Genomic DNA, 25,286 nt, shown 5'->3' with positions numbered 1-25,286 from the left:
ACTAGGGTATGTGCCCAGAGTCACTCGTCGGTCAGAGACCCCGGCGGGTGGGCAACCCGAAGCACACGGAGGTCAGCGTGGCCCGCCAGTCGCCCCAACGGCCCGACGCCGACGAGCCCGAGCTCGACGACACCACCGGCGCGGCCGAGCCAGATCAGGCCGAGGAGACCGACCGCGCGTCGGCCCCGGTCGACCGTTCACTCTGGGACGAGCTGCGCATCGATCCGGTGGAGATCGCCCTGCCCGCCGGCACCGGCTTCACGCTGCGGGCGTACCGGCCGGCCAGCTCGCTGACCCCGACCGACGTCACCGAGCGCGACCAGGACGACCCGTTCCTCGCCCGCCGCCAGGTCGTCGAGGAGGAGGACGACGAGACAGTCGTCATCCTCGACGAGGAGCTGGCCGACGAGTTCGCCGACAGCGACGAGGACGAGTCGACGGGCCGCCGTGCCACCGGCAAGGCCGAGGCCGAGGACGAGACCGAGGCCGACGAGGCCGTCACGGACGAGACGGACGACGAGGAGGTGCCGGTCTTCCTCAGCAACCGGGGCAAGCTGCTGCTGTTCAAGACCCCCGAGTCGTTGGTCAGTTTCATCCGGTCCGGTGCTCCCAACGATCTGTCCCAACTGGACAGCTGGAATGAATTGTCCGAACGGGTGGAGCCGGCCGACATCGCTCCGCTCGACGAGGACGCCTACGAACTCGACCTGGTCGTGGAGAATCTGCGCGGCGGGCACGACACCTGGGATTCGACCCTGCTGATCGAGGCTGGCGAGATCGCGCGGGACATCTCGTACGCATTGCGGCTGCCTGCGGTACTCGACATGCTCTCCGCCGGCTCCAGCCTGGACGACCTGGACGAGGCGCTGCGCGCCACCACCAACGGCGGGATCGGCGCTTTCATGGGTCGGCGGCGGCTGAAGAAGATCGGAGCACAGACAGCGAGTTTGGGTTGGCGCACCATTGTCGGCAAGATCTCTGCGGTGGTGGACTGGCGCGACTGACCCGTACCGGGGAGCATCAGTTGCTGGCAGAGGAAAGACCTGTCCCGGGAGGAGGACGACGCCGTGGCGCTCGTGCGCGTTTACTGCGGTCTGGCCTCGGCGGATCCGGCTGACCGACCGGCCTCCGCCGGTTCGACGCTGACGTCCGCTGTGGTCGACGACGCAGGCCGTCTGCTGCATGTCTGCGAGATCAGCGATGACGCCGCTGGCTACGCCCAGCTCGTCGCGCTGCTCGTGGAGCGGTCGGGCGGGCCGAGCGGTGCGGCCATCGCCGCCGACAGCGACGACCACACGGTCACCTCGCTGTTGAGCGCGGCGGGTCGACCGTTGGCCATCGCCGACGACGACTCGGTGGACGACTTCGCCGAGCGGTTCGCCGATGACGACTCGTTGGAGGAGATGCAGTCGCCTCCGGCCGAACGACGGGCCGTCGGCCTGGCCCGCGCGTTGCAGGCGGGCGCGCTCTCCGCGGTCACCCTGCCGGCACCCCGGGACCTGGCCGGCTACAAGCAGGTGCTCTCCGCGCACGCCGCGCTGGCCAGCGGTCGGCACTCCGCCGCCGTGGCGCTGCGCGAGGTGCTGCGTGAGCTCTACCCGGCGGCGCTGCGCGCGTACCCGGATCCGGCCGAGCCGGTCTCGCTGGCGGTGCTGGACGCGCTGCCCGAGCCGGGCATGCTCGGCGGCACCGTCGCCCGGGGCCGCGAGGTGTCCGTCGCGGCGGATGCCATCGCCGCGCACCTCGCCGCCGACGGGGTCGCCGACGCCGAGGAGATCAACGAGGCGGTCACCGCGCTGCGGGTCGCCATCTCCGAGACGCCGCGCCGCGCCGCGGTCAACCGGGCGCTCACGTCCGCGGTGGCCGAGACGGTCCGTCAAGCCGTGGCCTCCGTGCGGGCCTGCGACGCGGGGTGTGAGGCGCTGGTCAGCGCGCTCAGCTCCCGGGTCAGCACGCCCGTCCAGGCGCCCGGTCGCCGGGCCGCTGCCCGCCGTGGCGAGACGGTCGGCGAGTTGACCGGTCTGGCCGGCAACAACGCGGGGCTGACCGGTCTGGCCGGCACCGGTGCCGGTCTGCGGTCGGTCCGACCCACCCCGCCCGCGGTCGACCCCGCACCGGCCGTCGGTCGGCGCAGCCGCCCCGAGCCGGTCCCCGGTAACGCACCGCTGGCATCGCCCCGCCCACTCGGGCCGCCGCCGGTCGCCCCGCCGCCGGTCACGCCGCCGCCGGTGGCGCCCGCGCCGATGGCCCCGGCGGCGATGGCCGGTCCGCCGTCGTCCACGCTGCCCGGGCGCACCGATCCGATGCCCAACCGGATCGACGGCCCGACCAACCGACCGGTGTCGTCTCCGCCTCCTCCGCCGCCCGGGATCACCCCGATCGCACCCGCGCAGCGGGGCATGGTGCCGCCGGCCGAGGCCGGTGAGCCGTTCCGGCCGACGCTGACCACCGCCGCGATCAACCACGCCCGCGCGGAGCGGCAGCGCACGGTCATCCCGCCGCGTCCCAAGACCAACGGCGAGCCCCGGCCGAGCCACCTGCAACGCCCGGTCGAGGAGCCCCCGACGGGCGGGTTCAGCGCCACCGATCTCAGCATTCCGGTGCCGACGCCCCGGCCTGGTCAGGAGTCGGCGCCGCCCGGCTCCCGGGCCAACTGGCCGCTTGTCAACAACCCGGAGGACCCGGCCGACAGCTCGCCGAACAACCCGGCTCCCTACTCGTACGGTGGTGGCCGCGGCATCGACGCGCCGACCGACCCGGGTCGCGCCGACGGTCGGGTCACCCCGCCCTGGTTGGCGGACGACCTGCCCCAGGAGCCCCCCATGCTGCGGCTGGTGGAGCCACCGCCGCTCGCTGACCGGGCGCTGCGCGAAGGGCTCAACCCGCCGGCCGACGCGCACCTGGAGACGCCGCCGTTGCGGTTGGTCGACCGGGAGCAGGCCGCTCGCGGCGGTCGAGCGGCCGCGCGCACCGACCGCACCGCGGAGCACCGGCCGGCACCCCCGGTGGAGCACCGGCCACCTCCGCTGGAGCGCCGATCGCCTCCGGTCGAGCACCGCCCGCCACCGGTCGCCGACGAGGGCGACGGCGACCTGCTGATCTTCGCGCAGGCCAAGTCGGCCTGGTTCGTCGGTCAGGCCGAGGAGTCCGACCTGGACTGGTCGACCACTGCCGACACCGGCTGGCAGGCCGCCGAGCAGGCGGCGCGTCCCGCGGTGGGTGCCGAGACCAACGCCGGGCTGCCGAAGCGCGTGCCGCAGGCCAACCTGGTCCCTGGTTCTCCGCTGCGCGAGGAGCGCCCGTTGCGGATAGTGCGTGATGCGGCGAGCCTCGCGGAGAACACCACGGGCTACTTCCGTGGCTGGCGTCGCGGGCAGGAGATCGGTGGCTTCGCGGTGGGTGGTCGGCCCGGCCGCGAGGCGGCCGGCGGCTGGGACTTCAGCCGCGACCATGGCGACCGGGACGACGACCGGGAGTACGAGTACCGCTCCGCCGGTTACCAGTCCTGACCGCACACCCTTCTGCCGTCCACGAACGCGCCCCCAGTCAGCTGACTGGGGGCGCGTTCGCGTCAGCGCGATGCGGACACGACAACGCCGCTCCTCGAAGATCGTGGAAGAGCTGCGCCTGGCAGGGGCAGACGCCTTCCAGATCTCGAGAAGCGGCGCGAAGAGCGCGACGGGGCAGGGCGCAACGCCCGGTGGCGGCCGGAGCCACCACCGGGCGTGCGGTGCCCGATCAGGCCGGGGCGACCGCGCGCGTACGGCGCATGGTGAGCACGTACTCGACAAGCGAGATCAGCACGTGCTTCGTCGACTCCCGGTTACGGGCGTCGCAGGCCACCACCGGCACGTCGCTCGAGATCGCCAGGGCGTCTCGAACGTCCTGCGGGTCGTGGTACTGCATCCCGTCGAAGCAGTTGATCGCCACCAGGTACGGCAGGCGTCGGTGCTCGAAGAAGTCGATCGCCGCGAAGCAGTCGGCCAGCCGGCGCGTGTCGACGAGCACGACCGCACCGATGGCGCCCCGAACCAGTTCGTCCCACATGAACCAGAATCGGGTCTGACCCGGCGTACCGAACAGGTACAGGATCAGGTCACGGTCGATCGAGATCCGGCCGAAGTCCATAGCCACCGTGGTCGTCGTCTTACCCGGCACCTGCCGGGTGTCGTCGACGCCCACGCCGGCGGAGGTCATGATGGCCTCGGTGGTCAGCGGCGTGATCTCCGAGACCGAGCCGACCAGCGTCGTCTTACCTACGCCGAATCCACCGGCGATAACGATCTTCGCCGACGTCACGCGCCCACTCGGGTTCGGTGGGCGGTGCGACATGTCAGAGCCTGCGAAGTCCACTCAGCACCCTCTCCAGCAGTTCAGTGCCCACCGCGTCGTCGGAGTCGTCCAAAATGGTCGGCTCGTGAACCGCGACCAGGCCGTCCGTCGCCATGTCGGCGATGAGCACCCGGGCCACACCGAGCGGGAGCTGCATCCGCGCCGCGATCTCCGCGAGCGATTGCACACGACCGTCACACAGCGCGGCGATGTACTGGTGTTCGCGGCCCTGGCCGCCGTTGCCATTGGCAGCGGCCCGGCCGCGCACCGTCGTCTCGACGAGCGCCTCCAGCGCGATGTCGAGCCGAGGACGGGTACGACCGCGGGTCACGGCGTATGGACGCACCAACGCTCCGGTTGGTTCGTCACGATCGGCCATCTCGCCGCTCACCCCCTTCGTGCCCGCTACCGGCTCCCACCGGTGAAACCCGTCGTTGTCGTCGTTGCAGTCTTGCCGACCTCACGATCGGCGAGGCGTCAGCCCAGCATGCCCGCAGCCGCACGCGGCTGCGGGGTAAGCGCGTCGCCCACCCGGTCGACCAGCAGTGCCATCTCGTAGCCCACCTGGCCCACGTCGGAGCTGCGGGCGGCCAGCACGGCGAAGGAGGAGCCGTCCGAGATGGACATCAGGAACAGGAAACCATTGTCCATCTCCACGACGGTCTGCAACACCGCGCCTCCCTCGAAGCAGCGGGCTGCCCCCTGGGTCAGACTGACCAGACCCGAGGAGATCGCGGCAAGCTGATCGGCCCGGTCGCGCGGCAGATCCCGTGACGACGCCAGGAGTAGGCCGTCCGCCGAGACGGCGACCGCATGCGCGACGCCGGGCACCCGGTCGGCGAAGTTGGCCAGCAGCCAACCAAGATCCTGCGTAGTTGTCATCCTTCTTGCTCCTTCTGCCCGCTCCCGGCCACCGGGCCTGAGCCAGACTGCGAGGATTGCCCTCCCGGAGTTGCCTCCGGGCTGGTCGGGTTGTCCGAGGTGCTACGCCCTCGCTGCACACCCCGGTGGTAGGCGGAGAGCAGGCCACGGACCGCCTCCGGGGAACGGCGCTGGACCGAGGTGGCGGGCTTCTCCACCGCACCCGGTACGAGTTGCGCCATCGGCTTGCGCTTCGGCAGGCCGGTAGTGGTGGTCTCGCTCACCGGTGCCGCGCCGGCCGCCGCCGAAGCGGCACGCCAGCCGTCGTCAGCCGCGGTCTGCCAGCCGTTGCTCTGCGGTTGGGGCCGGCGGTTCGGCAGGCTCTCGGCGAGGCTGGGGCGGGTGCCCTCGTTCGCTGTGGAGCCGTTGTCCCGCGGCGCTCCTCCGGCCGTCGGAGTGTCTGCCATCGGTGTGTTACCTGTCGTCCCGGGTGGTGTCTTGTGGACTGTCCGACCGGTGGCCTCGACCGTGGCGAACTGCTGGGTCGCGGTGTCGCCGTTCGTGCTCGGCTGGGCGGCGGCGGTGGACTCCTCCGAGCCCGGGCGGCGGGTCCGGAACCAGGCCGACTCCAGCTCCCGGAAGATCGGCAGCTCCATCGTCTCGTCCGCGTACCGCTGCCGGTTCTGCGCCTGCGGTTGCTGTGGCGCCGGCCGGGTCTGCGGAGCCTGAGCTGGCGGCTGGGCCGCGGCGGGCGGCTGCTCGCCGGGTCGCGGCACGCGCGGCAGCTCCGTCGTCATGTCCAGGGCGGCGGCGAGCCGCTCCGGCACCGGCGGGGTCGCCGCGTCCCGGTCGCCACCCGGCACCGGCGGCCAGGCCGGGGGTGCGGGGGCGCTGGGCGCCTGCGCGGGTGGGGTGGACCGGGTCGTGAACCCGCTGAACGACTGGCTGGACGCCGGTGGCACCGAGTACGGCTGAGCCGAGTACGGCTGACCGGACGCCGGCGACGCGGACACCGGCGAGGCGGACACTGGCGAGGCGGACACTGGCGGACCAGCGTACGGCTGCCCGGAGGCCGGCGCGGCGGACACCGGCGGACCGCCGTACGGGGCACCCGAGTAGGGCTGCCCGGAGTAGGGCTGACCGGAGGCCGGCGAGGCGGAGACCGGCGCGCCGGAGTAGGGCTGCGCGGAGACCGGCGGCACCGAGTACGGACGCGTCTCGGGGCTGCTCGGCAACTGCCGGGGAATGGACGGCTGCTGACCGGTGGCCGGAGCGTCGTCCCCGGAGCGGCGCTGCGGCAGCGGGTCGATCGGCTGGCCGTTGGCCGGCCGCGGGGTGAACCCGTCGCCACCGTTGACGCCGTTCGTCCCGGCCGCACCGGTCAGATCCGACCAGGCCGGCATCGAACCGTACGCACCGGCGTTGGCGGGGGTGCCGGCACCGTTTCGCGATGCCGGCTCGAACGGACGACCGCCGAGGGTGACCTGGTTGCCGGACTCGCTGGAGCGCGGGTGGTTGCCCAGCGCGGGCAGCGCACCGAAGACCGGCACGGACCCACCCTGCTGGGGGCCACCGGACGCGGGCAGGGCCGGCGGCTGCTGCACCCGGCCGGAGAGCGCCCGGGGCACCAGCACCGAGGTGGGCAGGGTCACGTCGGCGACCGTGCCGCGGTCGGAGCCGGGGCGCAGCTCGACACGGACACCGTGCCGGGACGCCAGCCGGGCGACCACGACGAGGCCCATCATCCGGGACACCGCGACGTCCACCTGCGGCGGCGTGGCGAGCCGCTCGTTGAGGTCGTGCAGCTGCTCGGCGCTGATGCCGATGCCGCGGTCCTCGACGTACAGCGAGGAGCGGTCGCCGACCCGGCGGGCCTCGACCATCACCTGCGAGTCGGGCGGCGAGAACGCGGTGGCGTTGTCGAACAGCTCGGCGACGAGGTGCACCAGGTCGTTGACCGCGTGCGCGGCGACCTCGATGTCCCGGTCGATGACACCGAACTCGATGCGGGTGTAGTGCTCGACCTCGGACTGCGCGGCGCGCAGCACGTCGATCAGAGCGGCCGGCTCACGCTGCACACGTGTGGAGTCGGCACCGGCGAGCACCAGCAGGTTCTCGTCGTTGCGGCGCATCCGGGTGGCCAGGTGGTCGAGCTGGAACAGCTCGGCCAGCCGGTCCGGGTCCTCCTCGCCGCGCTCCAGCCGGTCGAGGTGCCCGATGAGGCGGTCGACCAGGATCTGTGAACGGCGGGCCAGGTTGACGAACATGGTCGCGACGGAGGCGCGCAGGGCGGCCTGCTCGGCGGCCGTGCGGACGGCTTCCAGGTGGACGGCGTTGAACGCCTCGGTCACCTGACCGAACTCGTCCTTGCTGCGCACCGGTAGCGGTTCGGCGATCTGGTTGGCCAGCTGCACCGGGGAGAGCTGCCCGACGACCTGCGGGTCGCGCAGTCGGGCCACCGCCTGCGGCAGGCCGTACTGGGCGACGGAGAGCGCGCCCTGCCGCAGCTCACGCAGTGAGCGGGCCATCGAGCGGGCGACCAGGTACGCGAAGAGAATGGCCAGCAGCAGCATGCTGAGCAGCAGACCGGTCTCCAGGAAGACCTGGCGCTGGACGTCCGAGCGGAGGGTGTCGGCCCCGGTGACCACCTCACTGTCGAGCTTCCGCTCGACGGTGCGGATCAGCTTGGCGTTGGCCGTCATGGCGGCTTCCCACTGGTCCGGCTTGAACGGCGCATCGCGCATGTCGCCGGTGGTGTTGCCGTCGATCCAGCCGGTGTAGTTCTGCGCCTCCCGGCGGTCGCCGCCCGCGACCGTCTGGTCGTGGAACTTCGCGTCGTCCGGGGTGGCGACGGCCTTGAAGCTCTGTAGTGCCTGCTGCTGGCCGGTGCCGCTGGCGATGTAGTCGGTGCGCAGCGCGGGCGTCAGGCGCTTGCCGCCCTTCACGCCCAGCGCGCGGTGCACGACGACCCGGCGTGCGGCGAGGAACTCCTTCTCCCGGGCGACCGCCGCGGCGGCGCGCATCCGGTCGCTCAGGTCGTTGTCGCCGGCGAGCTGCGTGGCCGAGTCACGGATGGCGAGCAGGTCGCTGATCAGGCCCTCGTACGCCTGGACGGTCTCGGTGAGCGCGAGCTTGCCGTTGAACACCTGGCTGCGGATGCCGGACAGGTCCTGCAGGTTCTGGTCGATGCCGTCGAGCAGCGTCTCGAGGCTGCTCGGCAGGTCCTCGACCTCGGTCCGCTGCTGGCGGTAGGGGCCAGCTTCCTGGTCCACCCGGGAGTTCACCCGGTTGTAGGCCTCCTGGTACTGAGCCGTCGGCTGCGTCCCGTCCGCGCCCAGCAGCAGCACGGCGGCGGTCCGCTCGTCCTGCAGGGCGTCGACCAGGTCACCCGAATAGCTCGACAGGTTGGCCAGGTCACCGGCTCGGTTGGCATTGTTGAGCGTCTCCACGTGGTCGACAAGACCACTGGTGCCCACCACGACCGTGGCGATGGTCGGCACGATCATGATGAGACCGAGCTTGGACCAGATCGGCATGTCCCGGAGCCGGCTGGCCGGCCGGCGCAGCCGCGACAGGAAGGAGCCCGCCGTCTTTGGCCGTTTGCTCACGTCACCGCCCTCGCGATTACAGCTTCAACGCGTTGCCTCCGGGCAACGCCCAGCGACCGACCCGGCGGGTCGGACCCCCGAGATTCCATCACGCCGGTCGACAAGAAGAAAGCCCAGGTTGTCACCTACCGAAGGTGTGATGAGATGTTGATGCGATTTGATAGCAGTCCGTCTGGCCGGAGTAACTGAAGGTAATGAAACATCCGCACCGCGTTGTCCTCCTCGCCGGGCCTTCCGGGTCCGGGAAGTCGTACATAGCCCAGCAAACCGGCCTCCCGGTGCTCTGCTTGGACGACTTCTACAAAGACGGCGATGACCCTACGTTGCCGCGACGAAACGACCAGGTGGATTGGGAATCACCAGAGTCCTGGGACGCGCCGAGTGCGGTGGAAATCATTGCCCAGCTCGCTCGTGAGGGCCGAGCCGATGTGCCGGTTTATGCGATCGGCGCAGATCGACGGGTGGCCACCCGGTCATTTGATCTCGCCGGATCGCCACTTTTCGTGGCTGAAGGGATTTTCGCCGCCGAGATCGTCGCGGAGTGCCGTCGCCGCGGACTGCTGGCCGGGGCGTACGCGCTGCGCCGGCCGCGTGGTGCGACCTTCCTGCGCCGGCTGGCCCGCGACCTGTCCGAGCAGCGCAAGGCACCCCGGGTGCTGGTCAGCCGGGGCGTGGCACTGTTGCGGGCCGAGCCGGCGGTGCTGCGTCGGCAGACCGGGTTGGGCGCGGAGGCGGCCCGCGCCCGGGAGGTGCTGCATCGGGTGGCCGGCCTGCTCGCCGGCCACCCGCACGCCTGAGCCGATCAGGCCAGCAGGTCGGCGTACGCCGGCTTGATCACCTCGTCGATGATCCGCAGCCGTTCGTCGAAGGGGATGAAGGCGCTCTTCATCGCGTTGATGGTGAACCACTGCATCTCCTTCCAGCCGTAGCCGAAGTTCTCCACCAGCAGCGACATCTCCCGCGACATCGAGGTGCCGCTCATCAGCCGGTTGTCGGTGTTGACGGTGGCCCGGAACCGCAGGTCCCGCAGGAGGCCGATCGGGTGCTCGGCGATCGAGGCCACCGCGCCGGTCTGCACGTTCGACGAGGGGCACAACTCCAGCGGGATCCGCTTGTCCCGCACGTACGCGGCCAGCCGGCCGAGCGCGCCGTCGGGGGCGATGTCGTCGACGATCCGCACCCCGTGACCGAGCCGGTCCGCCCCGCACCACTGGATCGCCTGCCAGATCGACGGCAGACCGAACGCCTCACCGGCGTGGATGGTGAAGTGGAAGTTCTCCCGCTGCAGGTATTCGAAGGCGTCCAGGTGCCGGGTGGGTGGGAAGCCCGCCTCGGCGCCGGCGATGTCGAAGCCGACCACCCCGGCGTCCCGGTGCCGCACGGCCAGTTCCGCGATCTCCTGCGAGCGGGCGGCGTGACGCATCGCGGTGAGCAGGGTGCCCACCCGGATGGTCAGGCCCGCCTCGACGGCCTGGGCGGTGCCCTCGGCGAACCCGGCCAGCACCGCCTCGACGACCTCGTCCAGGCTCAGGTCCTGTTCCAGGTGCTGCTCCGGGGCGAAGCGCACCTCGGCGTAGACCACCCCGTCGGCGGCCAGGTCCAGTGCGCACTCGCGGGCCACCCGACGCAGCGCGGGCGGGGTCTGCATGACGGCCACGGTGTGCGCGAACGTCTCGAGGTAACGCTCCAGGGAGCCGGAGTTGGCCGCTTCCACGAACCAGCGTCCGAGCGCCTCGGGGTCGGTGGTGGGCAACTCGTGGCCCACCTCCGCGGCCAGGTCGACGATCGTCGCCGGCCGCAGCCCGCCGTCGAGGTGGTCGTGCAGCAGCGCCTTCGGAGCCTTGACAATGTCCTCGTACCGGATAGTTGCGACCATGCTCAGACCCTAGCCAGCGGCCTGGGCGGACCGGTACGGGACCGGCCGGGCGTCATGGCCGCCACCCGTACACCCGGTGCACGTCGAGGCGGATCACAAGCCGCCCGTCGGCGACCATGGCGGCGCGGTAGTCCGCCCAGTCCGGGTGGTCGCCGCGAATCCGGCGGTAGACCTCGACCAACTCGTCGACCGTCTCGTCGGTGCTGGCCGCGGCCGGCTCGGTGAGCGTCACGGTCCCCTCGGCGACCGCGTACGCGCCGCCGTCCGGCGTGGTCACGTGGAAGCTGGCCCGGGGATCGCGGCGCAGGTTGCGCACCTTCGCCCTGCCCGCGGTGGTGGAGCAGCGGATCAACCCCGGCTCGGCCAGGTAGTCGAGGTTGGACAGCTGGGGCCGCCCGTCCCGGCGAAGGGTGACCAGCACCCCGCGCCCCCGCTGACCGAACAGCTCCCACAGCCGGTCGTCCACGTCGGCCCGAGCGGGACGGCTGGTCGGGTCGTCCTGGAGAGAATTGGTTGACATGTCATCGAAGCTAGAGGCAGATTGATGACATGTCAACGAAAGCGTTAGACTCGCCGGATGGACGCACCCCGGTGGCTGGACGAGCGGGAGGACCGCGCCTGGCGCGGCTACCGCCGGATGCGTCGACTGCTCGACCTGGAGCTGGCCCGGGACCTGACCCAGGACGCCGGCCTCTCCGAGCCGGACTACGACGTGCTGTCCGACCTCTCCGAGACACCCCAGGGGCGCCTGCGCCTCAGCGAGCTGGCAGACCGGATGCTGTGGTCACGTAGCCGGCTCTCCCACCACCTGAGCCGAATGCAACAGCGTGGCCTGGTGACCCGCGAGGAGTGCGCCGACGACGCCCGCGGCTCGGTCGTCGTGCTCACACCGGCGGGCCGGCAGGCCATCGAGTCCGCCGCACCCGGTCACGTGGCCGCCGTCCGCCGGCACCTGATCGACCTGCTCACCCCCGCGGAGGTCGACGCCCTCGGCGCGCTCACCCACCGGGTGGTCGACAACCTCGCCGACCCGGCCCCTCGGGCCACCCGGCCGCGGCCCGCCGCGGAGGCCTGAGGTGGACCCCCACATCCTCGACCGACTGCGCTGCCCGGTCTGCGCCGAACCGCTGGGGCTGGCCACCGACACGAGGGCCCTGCGCTGCCCACGGCGGCACAGCTTCGACATCGCCCGCCAGGGCTACGTCAACCTGCTCACCGGCCGGGCCCCGCACGTGGGCGACACCGCCGAGATGGTCGCCGCGCGCGCGGACTTCCAGGCCGCCGGGCACTACGACGTCATCTCGGCCGCCCTCGCCGCTGCCGCGACGCAGGCCACGGCCCGGCTGCGCACGGCGGCCGCCACGCCACCGGGAGCCACCCCGTCCGACTCCCGCTCCGCGGCAACCGACGCGACGATGTCCGAGCAGGACCGGCGCGCGGAGATAAACAGAGCAAAGGACACCACGGCAGGGGTACGTGTCGAACCGGCGGCGACGGACGTCGGGGCGTACCCCCTGGTGGTGGATGCCGGCGCCGGCACGGGCCGGTATCTCGGCGCGGTGCTGGCGGCGCTGCCGGACGCCGTGGGTCTGGCCCTGGACGTGTCCAAGCCGGCGCTGCGGCGCGCGGCCCGCGCGCACCCCCGGGCCGCCGCGGCGCTCGCCGACACCTGGCAGCGGCTGCCGCTCGCGGACGCCTCGACCGCCGTGCTGCTCAACGTCTTCGCCCCGCGCAACGGCCCGGAGTTCCACCGGGTGCTCGACCCGGCGGGCACCCTGCTGGTGGTCACACCCGACACCGACCATCTCACCGAGTTGGTGGGTGCGTTGGACCTGCTGCGGGTGGACCCGGACAAGGCCGACCGGGTGACCGGCAGCCTGGGCGGGCACTTCACCCTGGTCAGCTCGTCGGCGCACCGGGCGGAGCTGGCCCTGGCCCGGCCGGAGGTCGCCACCCTGGTGGGCATGGGCCCGAACGCGTGGCACACCGACCCGGAGGCACTGCGCGCCCGGCTGGCGGCGCTGCCCGAACCGGTCCGGGTGACCGTGGCGGTGCGGGTCGACGCGTACCGACCGCGCTGAGCTCAGGTGGAGAGGTCGACCTCTTCCCAACCCGGCGGCTCGTCGTGGTACGGCCCGCGCAGGATCACCGCCCACTCCAGCGCCCAGCGGCGCTGCCCGATCGCGTTCGCGTCGACCAGGCCCGGCGCCCGTCGACCGTCGCGCTCGGTCTCCAGGTACGCCCAGTCCAGGCAGTAGTGCAGGTCGAGCAGGGCGGCCGCGTCGGCGGGGTGCTGCGGCGCGGTGAGGATGCGGGAACGCCAGCGCGGGAACGTCTCCCCCTCGGCGATGTGCGGCAGCCGCTCGACCAGCCGTTCGTCGACGGCCAGGGTCGGGTCGAGTTGCTTGCTCAACCCGAGCACCCAGGCCAGCGCGAAGAGCGCGTCGTGGTGCAGCACGAACGAGCGGTGGTCGCCCTTGCCGCCCATCACGAACTGCCACTCCGGCGGCGTGACCATCTCGACCAGGTGCGAGCCGAGCAGCCAGCTCATCGCCGCCTCCGGGGGCATCCCGAAGCAGCGGGCCAGGATCAGGTGCAGCACGGCGATCCGCGCCTCGATCTCCGCAGTGGGGCGCAGGTCGATCTCGTCGCCCGGCTCCCAGACCAGCGGGAACTGGGCCGGCGGCAGCGGCAGGCCGAGCCGGGACAGCTCGTCCAGGCTCGCTTCGCGCACCTCACGTGGGTTGGGAGCAGCAACGGTCACGGCGGGTCTTCCTGTCTGCTCGCGCCGGCTCAACGCCGGTTGTCCCCCCTTGGCCTGCGACAATAGCGCTCCAAGGTGACCGGCACCACGCCACCCCGACCCCTGTTTCGCCTCAGCCGATGCGTTCGATGACCAGTGGCGTCGCCGCCGGGGCGGTCGGCGCGATCCGCACCGCGTCGGCGGCCTCGGCCAACGCCGCCGGAATCCGCGTCGCGTCCTCGGCACGCAGCTCATAGAGGGGGTCACCAGCCCGGACCGGGTCACCCGGCCGCCGGTGCAACACCACCCCGGCCGGCACGCTGACCGGGTCCTCCTTGCGGGCCCGACCCGCGCCGAGCCGCCACGCCGCAACCCCCATGGCGTACGCGTCGACGGCCGCGACGTGCCCGTCCCGCTCGGCGCGGACCACCTCGACCTCGTTCGCGGTCCGCATCGGCGCGTCCGGGTCGCCACCCTGCGCCCGGATCATCGCCCGCCAGGAGTCCATCGCCCGGCCGTCGCGCAGTGCCGCCGCCGGGTCGGCGTCCGGCAGGCCGGCCGCGTCGAGCATCTCCCGGGCCAGCGCGAGGGTCAGTTCCACCACGTCGGCAGGTCCACCTCCGGCCAGCACCTCGACCGACTCGGTCACCTCCACCGCGTTGCCGATCGCCAGGCCGAGCGGGGTGGACATGTCGGTGAGCAGGGCGACCGTCCGAACGCCGTGCGCACCACCCAACTCGACCATCGTGCGCGCCAGCTCGCGGGCCTGGTCGACGGACTTCATGAAGGCACCCGAGCCGACCTTCACGTCGAGGACCAACGCGCCGGTGCCCTCGGCGATCTTCTTGCTCATGATCGAGCTGGCGATCAGCGGGATCGCCTCCACCGTGCCGGTGACGTCGCGCAGCGCGTACAGCTTGCGGTCGGCCGGGGCGAGCCCGGCACCGGCCGCGCAGATCACCGCGCCGACCTCGTCGAGCTGGGCGATGAACTCGTCGTTGCTCACCGTGGCCCGCCAGCCCGGGATGGACTCCAACTTGTCGAGCGTGCCGCCGGTGTGCCCGAGCCCGCGGCCGCTCAACTGCGGCACGGCCGCGCCACACGCCGCCACCAGCGGGGTGAGCGGCAGAGTGATCTTGTCGCCGACGCCGCCGGTGGAGTGCTTGTCGACTGTCGGCCGGCGTACCGCCGAGAGGTCCAGCCGCTCGCCGCTGGCGATCATCGCGGCGGTCCACCTGGCGATCTCCGGCCCGGTCATGCCGTTGAGCAGGATCGCCATCGCCAGCGCCGACATCTGCTCGTCGGCGACAACCCCCCGGGTGTACGCGTCGACCACCCAGTCGATCTGTGCGTCCGACAGCACCCCGCCATCCCGCTTGACCCGAATAACGTCAACAGCAGCAAAACCACTCATCAAAAGATCTTCCCTAGTCGTTTGGAGGAACCGACCGGCGGCCCGCGCCCAGGTCGGGGCGGGGGCCGACCGTGCCCGGCGGAGGGATCAAGCCTGACCGCCCGGAGCCGGGCACGGTCGGCCCCCGCCCCCAACCGCAACCACAATCAAGACCAGCGCACCGGGATCTCCAAAGGCGGCTCACCCTCCCCAGCCCAGAAGATCGTGCCGGTGGCGTCGACCACCACCACACGCGGTGTCCGGGCCAGGCCCCAGGTGATCGCCTCGGCCGGGTCGTCCCAGCTCGGGGCCTCCTCCAGCACACCGGTCTCGGCACCGACGTCGTCTCCGGCCGACCGCTCCCAGTACGCCGTCCAGACCTGCTGCCCGGCGGACATGTCCGGGTGCACGAAGACGGTGCCACGCCCACGCCAGGCGGCCAGCCGCTCCGGGACCACCGGCACCGGCGTCTCCCCGGTGACGGCCTCCAGGTCCTCCACGCCGAAGGCGTGCGGCAGCAGCTCGGCCATCCGCAGCGGGCGGGTCTTGCTCTCGATCAGGCACTCCGGCCCGCCGTGTTCCCAGAGCAGCTGCCGACAGCGACCACACGGCATCAGCGGTTCACCTGTCGCGTCGACGCAGGACAGCGCGACGAGTCGACCGCCACCGGTGGCGTGCAGGCTGGAGATGACGCCGCACTCGGCGCACAGCGTCACCCCGTACGCGGCGTTCTCCACGTTGCAGCCGACCACCACGCGGCCGTCGTCGACGAGCGCGGCCGCGCCGACCGGAAACGTCGAGTACGGCGCGTACGCGTGCCGCATCGCGTCGGTGGCGGCGGCGCGCAGTCGCGCCCAGTCAATGTCGGTCATGCCACCATTCTGCCCAGGCGGCCCAGGTCAGGAGCGGGCAGGGCGGGGTCCACGGGCGGGCTGTACCTACTGGTATGTACAGTGACGCCATGGACTCGCGACAACTACTCGTCGACACGATGAGGCAGCTCATGTGGGAGCGCGGCTACGCCGACACCAGCCCGCGTGACGTTCGCGAGCGGTCCGGCGTGGGTCAGGGCAGCATGTACCACCACTTCCCGACCAAGCGGGATCTCGCGCTCGCCGCCCTTGAGCGCAACGTCGCCGATCTGCTGCCGGCCCGGTCCGAACTCGACGGTCCGGGCGACCCGATGGCTCGGATCGAGGCATACCTGATGCGACCCCGCGACGCCCTCAAGGGCTGCAAGGTCGGCCGGATGACCCAGGACCCGCAGGTCCGCGAGGACCCGGTGCTGCTCGCCCCGGTGGCGCGCGCGTTCGCTGAGGTCCGCGTCCGCTGGGTCACGGTGCTGCGCGAGGCCGTCGCCGCGGGCGAACTGCGGGACGACCTCGACCCCGAGCAACTCGCCAACACCCTGATGGCCGTCCTACAGGGCGGCTATGTGCTCGCCATCGCCCAGCAGGACCCGGGCCCGTTCGACGATGCCCGCGCCGGTGCTCTCGCCCTGCTCCGGGCGGCGGCACCAGCCGGGCCCGCCCACGAGAACAACAGGAGGAACTGAAGCCATGACGGTACGCATCGGCATCAACGGGTTCGGACGGATCGGGCGCACCTACCTGCGCGCGGCCCTGGCCAACAACGCCGACGTCGAGGTGGTCGCGGTGAACGACCTCACCGATGCCCGCACGCTGGCCACCCTGCTCGAGTGGGACTCGGTCTCCGGCCACCTGGACGGCGTCGCCTACGACGGCGACGCGATCGCCGTCCAGGGCACGCGCATGAGGGTCTTCGCGCAGTCCGACCCGGCCACCATCCCCTGGGGCGACGTCGGCGCCGACGTCGTGATCGAGTCCACCGGTCACTTCACCGACGGCGGCGCGGCGGCAGCCCACCTCAAGGGCGGCGCGAGGAAGGTCATCATCTCGGCGCCGGCCAAGGGGGACGTCCCCACGTTCGTCCTCGGCGTGAACGACGACAGCCTCGACCCGGACAGCCACGACGTCTTCTCCAACGGCTCCTGCACCACGAACTCGCTGGCGCCGCTGGCGAAGGTGCTCAACGACTCGTTCGGCATCGAGTCGGGACTGATGACGACGATCCACGCCTACACGGGCGACCAGCGGCTCCACGACGCGCCACACTCCGACCTGCGCCGTGCCCGCGCGGCGGCCGTCTCGACCATCCCGACGTCGTCGGGCGCGGCGAAGGCGATCGGCAAGGTCATCCCGGAGCTCGACGGGCGTCTCACCGGCGCCGCACTGCGCGTACCCGTCGCGACGGGCTCGATCACCGACCTCACCGTGGTCCTCCGCCAGCGCGCCGACGTCGAGGACGTCAACGCGGCGTTCCGTGAGGCCGCCGCCTCCCCGGGGCTGCGGCGCTACCTGCAGTACTCCGAGGCGCCGCTGGTCTCGGCGGACATCGTCGGCAACCCCTACTCGGCGGTCTTCGACGCGCCGCTGACCGAGGCCGTCGGCAACCAGGTCAAGGTGTTCGGCTGGTACGACAACGAGTGGGGCTTCTCCAACCGCCTCGTGGAGTTCTCCGAGCGGATCGCGGCGACCGCCGCCGCCTGACGTCGTAGTGGGCGGACGCTGTCATCGTGCCCGGCGGGACGTCCCGCCGGGCACGCCTGTGGGCGTCAGCCCTTGATGTACGGCTTGCCGTCGGCGGCCGGCGCCCTAACCCGGCCGACCAGGCCGGCGACCGCGAGGATGGTCGCCAGGTAGGGCAGCATGGCCAGGAACTGGCTGGGGATCGAGCTGCTGATCGCGCCCAGGTAGGTGGCGAGCTGGTCGGCGAAGCCGAAGAAGAGCGCGGCGAGCAACGCGCCGGTCGGGTTCCAGCGGCCGAAGATCAGCGCGGCCAGCGCGATGAAGCCCTTGCCGCCGATCATGTTCTTGGTGAACGAGTAGAGCGCCAGCGTGTAGGACGCGCCACCGATGCCGGCGACCACCCCGGCCAGCAGCACGTTGCGGTAGCGAACCCGCAGCACCTTGACGCCGAGCGTGTCGGCGGCGATCGGGTGCTCGCCGACCGAGCGGGTGCGCAGACCCCACCGGGTGCGGAACAACCCGATGTGGATCACCAGCACCAACAGCAGCCCGAGGTAGAGGAAGATGTTGCCGCGGAACAACGCCGGCCCGAGCACCGGGATGTCCTTCAGCAGTGGGATCTCCCAGTTGCTGAAGCGTGGCGCGCTGTTGTATTTCGCCGCGTCGGTCTGCATCAGGCGCTCGTAGAGGAAGCCGGTGACGCCGACCGCGAGCAGGTTCAGCACGATGCCCATGACGACCTGGTCGACCAGGTAGCGGATGGCGAAGACGGCGAGCAGCAGCGAGATGAACGCACCGCCGATGGCGGCGGCGACCAGACCCACCCAGACGCTGCCGGAGATGCTGCCGAACAACGCGCCGCTGAACGCGCCCATCAGCAACTGGCCCTCGATGGCCACGTTGACCACGCCGGACCGTTCGCAGAGGACCCCGGCGAGCGCGCCGAAGATCAGCGGCAGGGCCAGGATGAACGTGCCCCGGATGATGTTGACAAGCGGCATGAAGTTCTGCCCGGCCGGCGCGGCGGAGACCTGCCAGCAGAGGAACGAGAGCACGAAGCCGGCGAGCCCGACGCCGAGCACGGGGAGGAACCACCGCTTCGGCACCCCGGCGAGCAGCGCCGCGCCGGCGGCGATCGCGATGATCCCGAACAGGATCGCCCCGATCGTGCCGTTGATCTCCAACGCGGCACCGGCCGCGTCGTCGCTGAGCGTGAACCGGGCCTGCTGGTCGGTGGCGAGCGCGCCGAAGAGCACCGCGGCCAGCAGGCCGAGCGCCAGCAGGGTGAGGCCGACCTTGCGGCTCCGGGTCCAGAAACCCTGGTGGACCGGGGCGACCGCGATGTCGGGGACAGCCATGGTGGACATGAGCTACCAGCCCTTCGCCAGGCTCGTCTGCAACCGGGCGGCGCGCGCGGCCCGAAGCTGGAAGATCGCCTTCACCAGGGCCGGCGCGGCGATGAAGATGACGATCAACGCCTGGAGCACTGTCACCAGCTCCAGCGAGATCCCGGAGTACGACTGCATCCGGTTGCCACCGGCCTGCAACGCCCCGAACAGCAACGCGGCAAGCAGCACCCCCCAGGGCTTCACCCGCCCCAGCAGCGCCACCAGGATGCCGTCGAAGCCGATCTGCGCGACCACCAACGGGGTCAGCGCGCTGGCGGTGGAGCCGAGGACCATGTTCGAGCCGCCGAGGCCCGCCAGGATGCCGGCGAAGACCATGATCAGGATGTACGTCCGCGTGACGCTGATGCCGGCGGTGCGGGCGGCGTCCGGGTTGGCGCCGACCGCGCGCAGCTCGAAGCCGAGCGTCGAGCGGTTCAGCAGCCAGGCGACCGCCCAGGTCGCCAGCACGGCGAGCAGGATGCCGGCGTGCACCCGCAGGTTGTCACCGAACAGTCGGGGCAGCTGGGCGGAGGTGTCCACCGCCTTGCTGATCGCGTCGGTACGGTTCGGGTCCTGCACCCCGTCCTGCACGATCAACCAGGTGAGCAGGTACGTGGCGACGTAGTTGAGCATGATCGTGGTGATCACCTCGTGCGCGCCGGCGCGGGCCTTGAGGATGCCGGGGATGAATCCCCAGATCGCCCCGCCCAGGGCGCCGGCCAGCACCGCCACCAGCAGGTGCAGGCCGGGTGGCAGGGGCAGCAGGAAACCGGCCAGCGCCGCCAGGATCACGCCGACGGTGGCCTGACCCTGGGCGCCGATGTTGAACAGGCCGCCCCGGAAGGCCAACGCCACCGACAGGCCCGTGAAGACCAGCGGCGCCGTGTAGGTGAGCGTCTCGGAGATGGGCGCGAGCACGGCCTCCCACCCGTTACTGCCGTTCAACCAGCCGGAGAACGCCTCGGGGTCGAAGACCGAACCCTTGAACAGGTTCGCGTACGCCTCGCTGACAAGCGTCCAACTGGAGTTGATCGCGTCGGACGGCCGCGAGGTGATGTACGAGTAGGTGGACAGCACCGTCGGATCAGAAATGATCATCAGCACCGCGCCGACCACGATCGCCAGCACCAACGACAGCAGCGTCACCGTGAAGGTGTTGGCCGCCCAGAGGTTGTCCACGAACAACCGGCCCAGGCTGGGCTCGGGACGCTGGTCCGGCGCCGACGTCGCCGCCGAACGGTCCGGTTCGGTCGCCGACTCGGCCCGTTCGGTGTTACCGAGCGCGTTCTGCGCGGCCTGCGCCTCGCTCGCCGGCCCCTTGTCCGGGGAACCCGACTGCGACGTGGGGTCGCTCATGCCGTCACTCCGCTTCGCTGCGCGACGCCATGAGACACCAACGCCCTGAAACGATGATTCGCTCGCTGACGCTCGCTCATGCCGTCACTCCGCTTCGCTGCGCGACGCCATGAGACACCAACGCCCTGAAACGATGATTCGCTCGCTGACGCTCGCTCATGCCGTCACTCCGCTTCGCTGCGTAACGCCATGAGACACCAACGCCCTGAAACGATGATTCGCTCGCTGACGCTCGCTCATGCCGTCACTCTCGCTCATGACTCGTCCTCGTTCGCGGGGCCCGCGTCGCTCGCCGGGCCCCCGTCGGCCACACCGGGCTCGTCGGCGGCGGGTGTCGCGACGGCTTCGTGGGCCTCGTCCGGGCTGATGCCGGCCATCAGCAGGCCGATCTCCTCACGCGGAGTGTCCGGGCCGACGACGCCGATGATCCGACCGCGGTACATCACCGCGATCCGGTCGGCCAGCCCGATCACCTCGTCGAGCTCGCTGGAGACCACCATGACGGCGGTGCCGACGTCCCGCTCGCGGATGATCTGGCTGTGGATGAACTCGATCGACCCGACGTCGACGCCACGGGTCGGCTGGGCGGCGATGAGGAGCTTCAGCGGCCGGGACAGCTCCCGGGCCACGATCACCTTCTGCTGGTTACCACCGGAGAGGGTGCCCACCGCCGCTTCCGCGGACGAGGTGCGGACGTCGAACTGTTCGATCCGTTCCTTCGCCGAGGCCGCGATGGCATCGGGCCTGAGCGCGAGCCCCGCACCGAACGGCGGACGGTCGTAGATGTCCAGCACCAGGTTCTCCGCGACGCTGAACTCCTTGACCAGGCCGTCCACGCTGCGGTCCTCGGGCACGTAGCCGACGCCCGCGCGGAGCACCTTCTTCGGCGTCCAGCCGTCGATCCGGTCACCGACCAGGCTGACCGTGCCGGCGAGCACCGGGCGCAGGCCCATGATCGCCTCGATCAGCTCGGTCTGACCGTTGCCCTGTACGCCCGCCACGCCGAGCACCTCGCCGGCGCGAACGGTGAGGTCCACCCCGTCGACCGCGCGGACCTGCCGGTCGTCGTCGACGACGAGCCCGGCCACCTCCAGCACCGGGTCGCCCGGCGTGGCCGGGGACTTGTCCACGGTCAGCCGGACGTTACGCCCGACCATCAGGGCGGCCAGCTCGTCCCGGCTGGCCTCGGGTGAGGCGGTGCCGACGGTCTTGCCGCGTCGGATCACGGTGATCCGGTCGGCGATGGCCTTGACCTCGCCGAGTTTGTGGGTGATGAAGACGATCGACTTGCCGGCGGCCTTGAGCGACCGCATGACCGTCAGCAGTTCCTCGGTCTCCTGCGGGGTGAGCACGGCCGTCGGCTCGTCCAGGATGAGCAGGTCGACGTCGCGGGTGAGCGCCTTGACGATCTCGACGCGCTGTTGGATGCCGACCGGCAGGTCCTCGATCACCGCGTCCGGGTCGACCCGCAGGTTGTAGCGCTCGGACACCTCGGTGACCTCGCGCCGGGCGCGACGCCGGTCCAGGAAGCCGGCGATGCCGCCCCGGGTCTGCTCGGCGCCGAGCATGATGTTTTCGGCGACGGTGAACACCGGCACCAGCATGAAGTGCTGGTGCACCATGCCGATCCCGGCGCCGATCGCGTCGGACGGGCCCCTCAGCTTCAGCGGCTTGCCGTCGACCAGGATCTCGCCCTCGTCGGGCTGGTAGAGCCCGTAGAGCACGTTCATCAGTGTCGACTTGCCCGCGCCGTTCTCGCCGAGCAGGGCGTGAATCTCTCCAGGCTCCACCGTCAGGTCGATGTGGTCGTTGGCGACCAGATCACCGAACCGCTTGGTGATGCCGCGCAGTTCGAGTCTCAGCGCAACCTCCTGGAGTGCGAGCGATGGTGCAGCGTAGCTGCCGTCGACCCGACCGGACCGGCCCGGCCGACGTGGTGCGCGATCGGCCGCTCCGACCCCACGGTCACCCGCGAGGCCGAAGCGGCCGATCGGTCGTAGCTGTCCCCGCCGACCCACCCGATGATCTCACCGGAGGGGCTGGCCGGACGTCACTTGGTCGGCTGGGCCTTCGAGGTGACGGTGATGGTGCCGGCGGCGATGTCCGCCTTGATCTTGTCGACCTCGGCCTTCAGCTCGGCCGGAACCTTGCTGTCGAAGTCGTGGTACGGGGCGATCGAGACACCGGTGTTGGCCAGGGTGCCGACGAAGCCCGGGTTGGCCGGCAGCTTGTCGCCGCCGGCGGCCTTGACCACGGCCTCCTTGACGGCTTCCGGGATGTTCTTGACGACCGTGGTGATGATCGCCGAGCAGTCCGGGGTGCTCTGGCAGCCGTCGACGTCCACCCAGATGGTGCTGTACTTGCCGCCCGAGGCCTTGGCCGCGGCGGTGGTGCCGAGGCCGGAACCGCCGGCGACCGGCATGATGATGTCCGCACCCTGGGCGACCAGCGCGTCGGAGACCTTCTTGCCCTCGTCCTGCTTGGCGAAGTCGTTGGTGAAGGAACCCTTCTGGGTCTCCTTGTTCCAACCCAGCGCCTGGACGTTCTTCTTCTTCGTGGTGTTGAAGTACTTCACACCGTCGACGAAGCCGTCCATGAAGATGGTGACCGGCGGAATCGGCAGACCACCGTAGGTGCCCACCTTGCCGGTCTTGCTCATCCCGGCGGCCAGGTAGCCGGCCTGGAACGCGGCCTGGGCGGTGTCGAACTGCATCGGGTAGACGTTGGCGTCACCCGGGTTCGCGTCGACGATGCCGAACTCCTGGTTCGGGTTCGCCTTGGCGATCTTCGAGGTGGCGTTGGCCATCAGGCCACCGACCGCCAGGATGAAGTCGCACTTCTGGTTGACGTACTGCGTCAGGTTCGGCTCGTAGTCGGCCTCTGCCTTCGACGCGACGAACTTGATGTCGATGTTGTCGTTGGCGGCCTTGGCGTCCTTCAGACCCTGCCAGGCCGAGGTGTTGAACGACTTGTCGTCGATGCCACCGACGTCGGTCACCATGCAGGCGCTGAACTTCTTGCCGCCACTGCCGGCGTTGTTGTCATCCTTGGGGGCCTCGCCACAAGCGGCGGCGGTGAGCGCGAGCCCACCCACCGCGACGATCGAGGCGATCCGCATCCCACGCACCGAGCGCAAGACGTCTCCTTCCCATTGCACACCGCGCCTAGTGCGGTGGCAGCCCATCAGCCGACCTGCGGTGTGCCGCCGGCTGTCCCACGTTACGGACGGGAGCGTACGCCCGCGCCCACCCACCGGCCGACAATCGTGCACGACTGTTGAGCGCCTGTTACCCGGGTGTAACCCTTGCGTGGGGCAGGTCACTCCTGGCGCTGGTAGGCGCGTGTCCCGGCGTCCGCAACGTCCGCTTTCGGGGGCGGCTGCCCCCCTCGGACGTTACCGCCAAAAGACCGCGACCGCCGCGTTGACCAGGGTCAGACCGACTATCGCGAGGAAATGGCCACGGTTTACCACGTCCCGCTTCCGGGAGAAGAAGACCATGACGAAGATCAGCAGCGCGATGACCAACTTCGTCACAAGTTTGGCGAGTGCCGGCTCGTCGCCGTCGCCGCGCAGCGGGGCGGAGAGGCCCAGCCCGGTCAGCAACTGGATCACCGAGCCCCAGAGCATGGCCGGGTTGATCCGGAGCCGGCCACTGACGTATTGAGCGATCGAGCCGCCGAGCAGCAGGGCGAAGCCGATCAGATGGACATAGAGGAGAATGAGTCGCAGCGCTTCCACGCCGCCCATCCTCCCCTATCAACGACGCTTTGTAGTAGGGGGCCGGGCCGCTCGGCGCGTCGATGCCGCGCGGAGCGACCGTCGGGCCCGGGCCGGGTCGGTACCAGCACACCCGAGCGTCGGGCGCAGCCGGTTGTCAGCAAGATTTTGCAGGCGATGGAACGGCTTGCAGAACGCTCCGCAAGAACTTGCCGGTGGGCTAAAGTGCCGCCATGCGCGCTCGCCTGTCCGACATCGCCCAGCAGGCCGAGGTCAGCGAGGCCACGGTGTCGCGGGTGCTCAACGACCGCCCCGGCGTGGCCCCGGAGACCCGGCAGGCTGTCCTCACCGCACTGGACGTGCTCGGCTACGAGCGCCCGGCCCGACTGCGCAAGCGCAGCGCCGGGCTGGTCGGCTTGGTGGTGCCGGAGCTGGACAACCCGATCTTCCCCGCCTTCGCCCAGGTCATCGAGTCGACCCTGGCGCAGAGCGGGTTCACCCCGGTGCTCTGCACCCAGACCGCCGGTGGCGTGACCGAGGACGAGTACACCGAGATGTTGCTGGACCGGCAGGTCTCCGGCATCGTCTTCGTCTCCGGGCGGCACGCCGACGCGGCCGCCAACCACGACCGCTACCGGGCGCTGCTCGCCCGGCCGCTGCCGGTCGTTCTGGTCAACGGGTACGTGCCCGACATCGGCGCTCCCTTCGTCTCCTGCGACGACCGGGAGGCAGCCGAGCTGGCCGTCGCCCATCTGGTCGCGCTCGGGCACCGACGGATCGGGCTGGTCACCGGCCCGAACCGGTTCGTCCCGGTGCGGCGCAAGGTGGCCGGCTGGCGCTCCGCGATGACCCGACTCGCCGGTGTCGCGGAGGCCGACCTCGGCCCGCTGGCCGAGCTGTCGCTGTTCGGTGTGGAGGGTGGTGAGGCGGCGGCCGGCCGCCTGCTCGACCGGGGTGTCACGGGCGTGGTCTGCGGCTCCGACCTGATGGCGCTCGGCGCGATCCGGGCGGCCCGCCAGCGCGGCCTCCGGGTGCCCGACGACGTCTCCGTGGTCGGCTACGACGACTCGCCGCTGATGGCCTTCACCGACCCGCCGCTGACGACCATGCGGCAGCCGGTCGCCGCGATGGCGGTGGCCGCCGTCCGGGCGCTGGTCGACGAGATCAACGGGTACGGCGCTCCGCACTCGGAATACCTGTTCCGTCCGGAGCTGGTGGTACGCGGCTCGACCGCTGTCGTACCGAGTGCCGCACGGCTGCCTTACGCAAGAACTGCTTGACTCTTGCAACTCCGGGGCGGCATATTGCTCCGATGATCAGCACCGCCACCCCGGCCCAAGCCGACAGTCTGGTTACCACGGCGCTGAACGGGTAAGACCTACTCGACCTGGTCGTTCGTCGTGCCCCGCGCCGGCGGGCGACTGGGCTACCGGCCCCTTGTGGTGGGGGGTGAGGTGCCACC

Annotated in this window: 22 protein-coding genes; 8 read left to right on the top strand and 14 right to left on the bottom strand. The window is 71.1% G+C overall.

The window, feature by feature from the left end; genetic code table 11:
- The first annotated feature begins 47 nt into the window (after window positions 1-47).
- Both AB0B14_RS04440 and AB0B14_RS04435 read left to right on the top strand, forming a co-directional pair.
- Window positions 48-1,004 (top strand): DNA primase, encoded by a 957-nt coding sequence (locus tag AB0B14_RS04440; protein ID WP_357521217.1) that lies wholly within the window; start codon window positions 48-50, stop codon window positions 1,002-1,004.
- A gap of 39 nt (window positions 1,005-1,043) precedes the next feature.
- Window positions 1,044-3,509, top strand: coding sequence for a transposase (locus AB0B14_RS04435; protein ID WP_357521310.1), 2,466 nt, complete (start codon window positions 1,044-1,046; stop codon window positions 3,507-3,509).
- A gap of 229 nt (window positions 3,510-3,738) precedes the next feature.
- On the opposite strand, the gene AB0B14_RS04430 is transcribed toward AB0B14_RS04435, so the two are convergent.
- The 4 genes from AB0B14_RS04430 to AB0B14_RS04415 all read right to left on the bottom strand — a co-directional run bounded on the left by AB0B14_RS04430 (window position 3,739) and on the right by AB0B14_RS04415 (window position 8,801).
- Window positions 3,739-4,332 carry an ATP/GTP-binding protein gene (locus tag AB0B14_RS04430; protein WP_007455465.1) on the bottom strand — a complete coding sequence of 198 codons (594 nt, stop codon included), beginning with the start codon at window positions 4,330-4,332 and terminating at the stop codon, window positions 3,739-3,741.
- 1 nt (window position 4,333) lies between these two features.
- Window positions 4,334-4,711 carry a DUF742 domain-containing protein gene (locus tag AB0B14_RS04425; RefSeq protein ID WP_030329021.1) on the bottom strand — a complete coding sequence of 126 codons (378 nt, stop codon included), beginning with the start codon at window positions 4,709-4,711 and terminating at the stop codon, window positions 4,334-4,336.
- A 98-nt stretch (window positions 4,712-4,809) separates the two neighbouring features.
- Complete coding sequence (locus tag AB0B14_RS04420) at window positions 4,810-5,214, bottom strand: roadblock/LC7 domain-containing protein (RefSeq protein WP_030329023.1); 405 nt, start codon at window positions 5,212-5,214, stop codon at window positions 4,810-4,812.
- Complete coding sequence (locus AB0B14_RS04415) at window positions 5,211-8,801, bottom strand: nitrate- and nitrite sensing domain-containing protein (protein WP_357521215.1); 3,591 nt, start codon at window positions 8,799-8,801, stop codon at window positions 5,211-5,213. The genes AB0B14_RS04420 and AB0B14_RS04415 overlap by 4 nt, the downstream gene beginning before the upstream one ends.
- A 503-nt stretch (window positions 8,802-9,304) precedes the next feature.
- Between AB0B14_RS04415 and AB0B14_RS04410 the strand changes: the two genes are divergently transcribed.
- Window positions 9,305-9,598, top strand: a complete 294-nt coding sequence (locus AB0B14_RS04410; RefSeq protein ID WP_357521213.1) for a hypothetical protein — start codon at window positions 9,305-9,307, stop codon at window positions 9,596-9,598.
- 5 nt (window positions 9,599-9,603) lie between these two features.
- Here the strand turns inward: AB0B14_RS04410 and AB0B14_RS04405 are convergent, their stop codons facing one another.
- On the bottom strand, window positions 9,604-10,677 hold the full coding sequence (locus AB0B14_RS04405) for an adenosine deaminase (RefSeq protein ID WP_357076328.1): 1,074 nt from the start codon (window positions 10,675-10,677) through the stop codon (window positions 9,604-9,606).
- A 52-nt stretch (window positions 10,678-10,729) separates the two neighbouring features.
- Window positions 10,730-11,197: a PPOX class F420-dependent oxidoreductase gene (locus AB0B14_RS04400; protein ID WP_357076325.1), complete on the bottom strand. Its 468-nt coding sequence runs from the start codon at window positions 11,195-11,197 to the stop codon at window positions 10,730-10,732.
- 57 nt (window positions 11,198-11,254) lie between these two features.
- Here AB0B14_RS04400 and AB0B14_RS04395 point away from each other — a divergent pair, with 57 nt between their 5' ends.
- Both AB0B14_RS04395 and AB0B14_RS04390 read left to right on the top strand, forming a co-directional pair.
- Window positions 11,255-11,752, top strand: a complete 498-nt coding sequence (locus AB0B14_RS04395; RefSeq protein WP_357076322.1) for a MarR family transcriptional regulator — start codon at window positions 11,255-11,257, stop codon at window positions 11,750-11,752.
- 1 nt (window position 11,753) lies between these two features.
- The gene (locus tag AB0B14_RS04390) at window positions 11,754-12,758 is read left to right on the top strand and encodes a putative RNA methyltransferase (protein ID WP_357521210.1); all 1,005 of its coding nucleotides are present in this window, start codon (window positions 11,754-11,756) and stop codon (window positions 12,756-12,758) included.
- A gap of 2 nt (window positions 12,759-12,760) precedes the next feature.
- Here AB0B14_RS04390 and AB0B14_RS04385 read toward each other — a convergent pair whose 3' ends face one another.
- From AB0B14_RS04385 to AB0B14_RS04375, 3 genes are all read right to left on the bottom strand, one after another.
- The gene (locus AB0B14_RS04385) at window positions 12,761-13,441 is read right to left on the bottom strand and encodes a DUF4272 domain-containing protein (protein WP_357076316.1); all 681 of its coding nucleotides are present in this window, start codon (window positions 13,439-13,441) and stop codon (window positions 12,761-12,763) included.
- A gap of 112 nt (window positions 13,442-13,553) precedes the next feature.
- Window positions 13,554-14,834, bottom strand: a complete 1,281-nt coding sequence (locus AB0B14_RS04380; RefSeq protein WP_357076313.1) for a thymidine phosphorylase — start codon at window positions 14,832-14,834, stop codon at window positions 13,554-13,556.
- A gap of 146 nt (window positions 14,835-14,980) precedes the next feature.
- Window positions 14,981-15,685, bottom strand: a complete 705-nt coding sequence (locus tag AB0B14_RS04375; protein WP_357076310.1) for a cytidine deaminase — start codon at window positions 15,683-15,685, stop codon at window positions 14,981-14,983.
- Window positions 15,686-15,774: 89 nt separating this feature from the next.
- Here AB0B14_RS04375 and AB0B14_RS04370 point away from each other — a divergent pair, with 89 nt between their 5' ends.
- Both AB0B14_RS04370 and gap read left to right on the top strand, forming a co-directional pair.
- On the top strand, window positions 15,775-16,368 hold the full coding sequence (locus AB0B14_RS04370) for a TetR family transcriptional regulator (protein ID WP_357076307.1): 594 nt from the start codon (window positions 15,775-15,777) through the stop codon (window positions 16,366-16,368).
- Between the two features lie 4 nt (window positions 16,369-16,372).
- Window positions 16,373-17,383: a type I glyceraldehyde-3-phosphate dehydrogenase gene (gap, locus tag AB0B14_RS04365; protein WP_357076304.1), complete on the top strand. Its 1,011-nt coding sequence runs from the start codon at window positions 16,373-16,375 to the stop codon at window positions 17,381-17,383.
- 65 nt (window positions 17,384-17,448) lie between these two features.
- Here the strand turns inward: gap and AB0B14_RS04360 are convergent, their stop codons facing one another.
- The 5 genes from AB0B14_RS04360 to AB0B14_RS04340 all read right to left on the bottom strand — a co-directional run bounded on the left by AB0B14_RS04360 (window position 17,449) and on the right by AB0B14_RS04340 (window position 23,845).
- Window positions 17,449-18,729 (bottom strand): ABC transporter permease, encoded by a 1,281-nt coding sequence (locus AB0B14_RS04360; RefSeq protein ID WP_357075595.1) that lies wholly within the window; start codon window positions 18,727-18,729, stop codon window positions 17,449-17,451.
- Between the two features lie 3 nt (window positions 18,730-18,732).
- Window positions 18,733-20,106, bottom strand: coding sequence for an ABC transporter permease (locus AB0B14_RS04355; protein ID WP_357075598.1), 1,374 nt, complete (start codon window positions 20,104-20,106; stop codon window positions 18,733-18,735).
- A gap of 254 nt (window positions 20,107-20,360) precedes the next feature.
- Entirely contained in the window at window positions 20,361-22,124 is a 1,764-nt protein-coding gene (locus AB0B14_RS04350; protein WP_357521208.1) for an ABC transporter ATP-binding protein, read from the bottom strand.
- A gap of 32 nt (window positions 22,125-22,156) precedes the next feature.
- On the bottom strand, window positions 22,157-23,224 hold the full coding sequence (locus AB0B14_RS04345; protein ID WP_357075960.1) for a BMP family ABC transporter substrate-binding protein: 1,068 nt from the start codon (window positions 23,222-23,224) through the stop codon (window positions 22,157-22,159).
- A gap of 276 nt (window positions 23,225-23,500) precedes the next feature.
- Window positions 23,501-23,845: a hypothetical protein gene (locus tag AB0B14_RS04340; protein ID WP_357075604.1), complete on the bottom strand. Its 345-nt coding sequence runs from the start codon at window positions 23,843-23,845 to the stop codon at window positions 23,501-23,503.
- A 212-nt stretch (window positions 23,846-24,057) separates the two neighbouring features.
- Between AB0B14_RS04340 and AB0B14_RS04335 the strand changes: the two genes are divergently transcribed.
- Window positions 24,058-25,104 carry a LacI family DNA-binding transcriptional regulator gene (locus AB0B14_RS04335; RefSeq protein WP_357075607.1) on the top strand — a complete coding sequence of 349 codons (1,047 nt, stop codon included), beginning with the start codon at window positions 24,058-24,060 and terminating at the stop codon, window positions 25,102-25,104.
- Window positions 25,105-25,286 lie beyond the last annotated feature (182 nt).

The organism is Micromonospora sp. NPDC049171, assembly GCF_040648275.1.
GTDB lineage: Bacteria > Actinomycetota > Actinomycetes > Mycobacteriales > Micromonosporaceae > Micromonospora.
Note: the sequence above shows the minus strand (reverse complement) of the source record. Positions and strands in the feature narration are given on the sequence as shown.

Excerpts from the sequence above, each read along its gene's own strand:
- AB0B14_RS04335 (WP_357075607.1), top strand. The coding sequence starts at position 24,058 with ATGCGCGCTCGCCTGTCCGACATCGCCCAGCAGGCCGAGGTCAGCGAG.
- AB0B14_RS04370 (WP_357076307.1), top strand. The coding sequence starts at position 15,775 with ATGGACTCGCGACAACTACTCGTCGACACGATGAGGCAGCTCATGTGG.
- AB0B14_RS04405 (WP_357076328.1), bottom strand. The coding sequence starts at position 10,677 with ATGGTCGCAACTATCCGGTACGAGGACATTGTCAAGGCTCCGAAGGCG.
- AB0B14_RS04425 (WP_030329021.1), bottom strand. The coding sequence starts at position 4,711 with ATGGCCGATCGTGACGAACCAACCGGAGCGTTGGTGCGTCCATACGCC.
- AB0B14_RS04400 (WP_357076325.1), bottom strand. The coding sequence starts at position 11,197 with ATGTCAACCAATTCTCTCCAGGACGACCCGACCAGCCGTCCCGCTCGG.
- AB0B14_RS04395 (WP_357076322.1), top strand. The coding sequence starts at position 11,255 with ATGGACGCACCCCGGTGGCTGGACGAGCGGGAGGACCGCGCCTGGCGC.
- AB0B14_RS04420 (WP_030329023.1), bottom strand. The coding sequence starts at position 5,214 with ATGACAACTACGCAGGATCTTGGTTGGCTGCTGGCCAACTTCGCCGAC.
- AB0B14_RS04375 (WP_357076310.1), bottom strand. The coding sequence starts at position 15,685 with ATGACCGACATTGACTGGGCGCGACTGCGCGCCGCCGCCACCGACGCG.
- AB0B14_RS04355 (WP_357075598.1), bottom strand. The coding sequence starts at position 20,106 with ATGAGCGACCCCACGTCGCAGTCGGGTTCCCCGGACAAGGGGCCGGCG.
- gap (WP_357076304.1), top strand. The coding sequence starts at position 16,373 with ATGACGGTACGCATCGGCATCAACGGGTTCGGACGGATCGGGCGCACC.
- AB0B14_RS04360 (WP_357075595.1), bottom strand. The coding sequence starts at position 18,729 with ATGTCCACCATGGCTGTCCCCGACATCGCGGTCGCCCCGGTCCACCAG.
- AB0B14_RS04380 (WP_357076313.1), bottom strand. The coding sequence starts at position 14,834 with ATGAGTGGTTTTGCTGCTGTTGACGTTATTCGGGTCAAGCGGGATGGC.
- AB0B14_RS04430 (WP_007455465.1), bottom strand. The coding sequence starts at position 4,332 with ATGTCGCACCGCCCACCGAACCCGAGTGGGCGCGTGACGTCGGCGAAG.
- AB0B14_RS04345 (WP_357075960.1), bottom strand. The coding sequence starts at position 23,224 with ATGCGGATCGCCTCGATCGTCGCGGTGGGTGGGCTCGCGCTCACCGCC.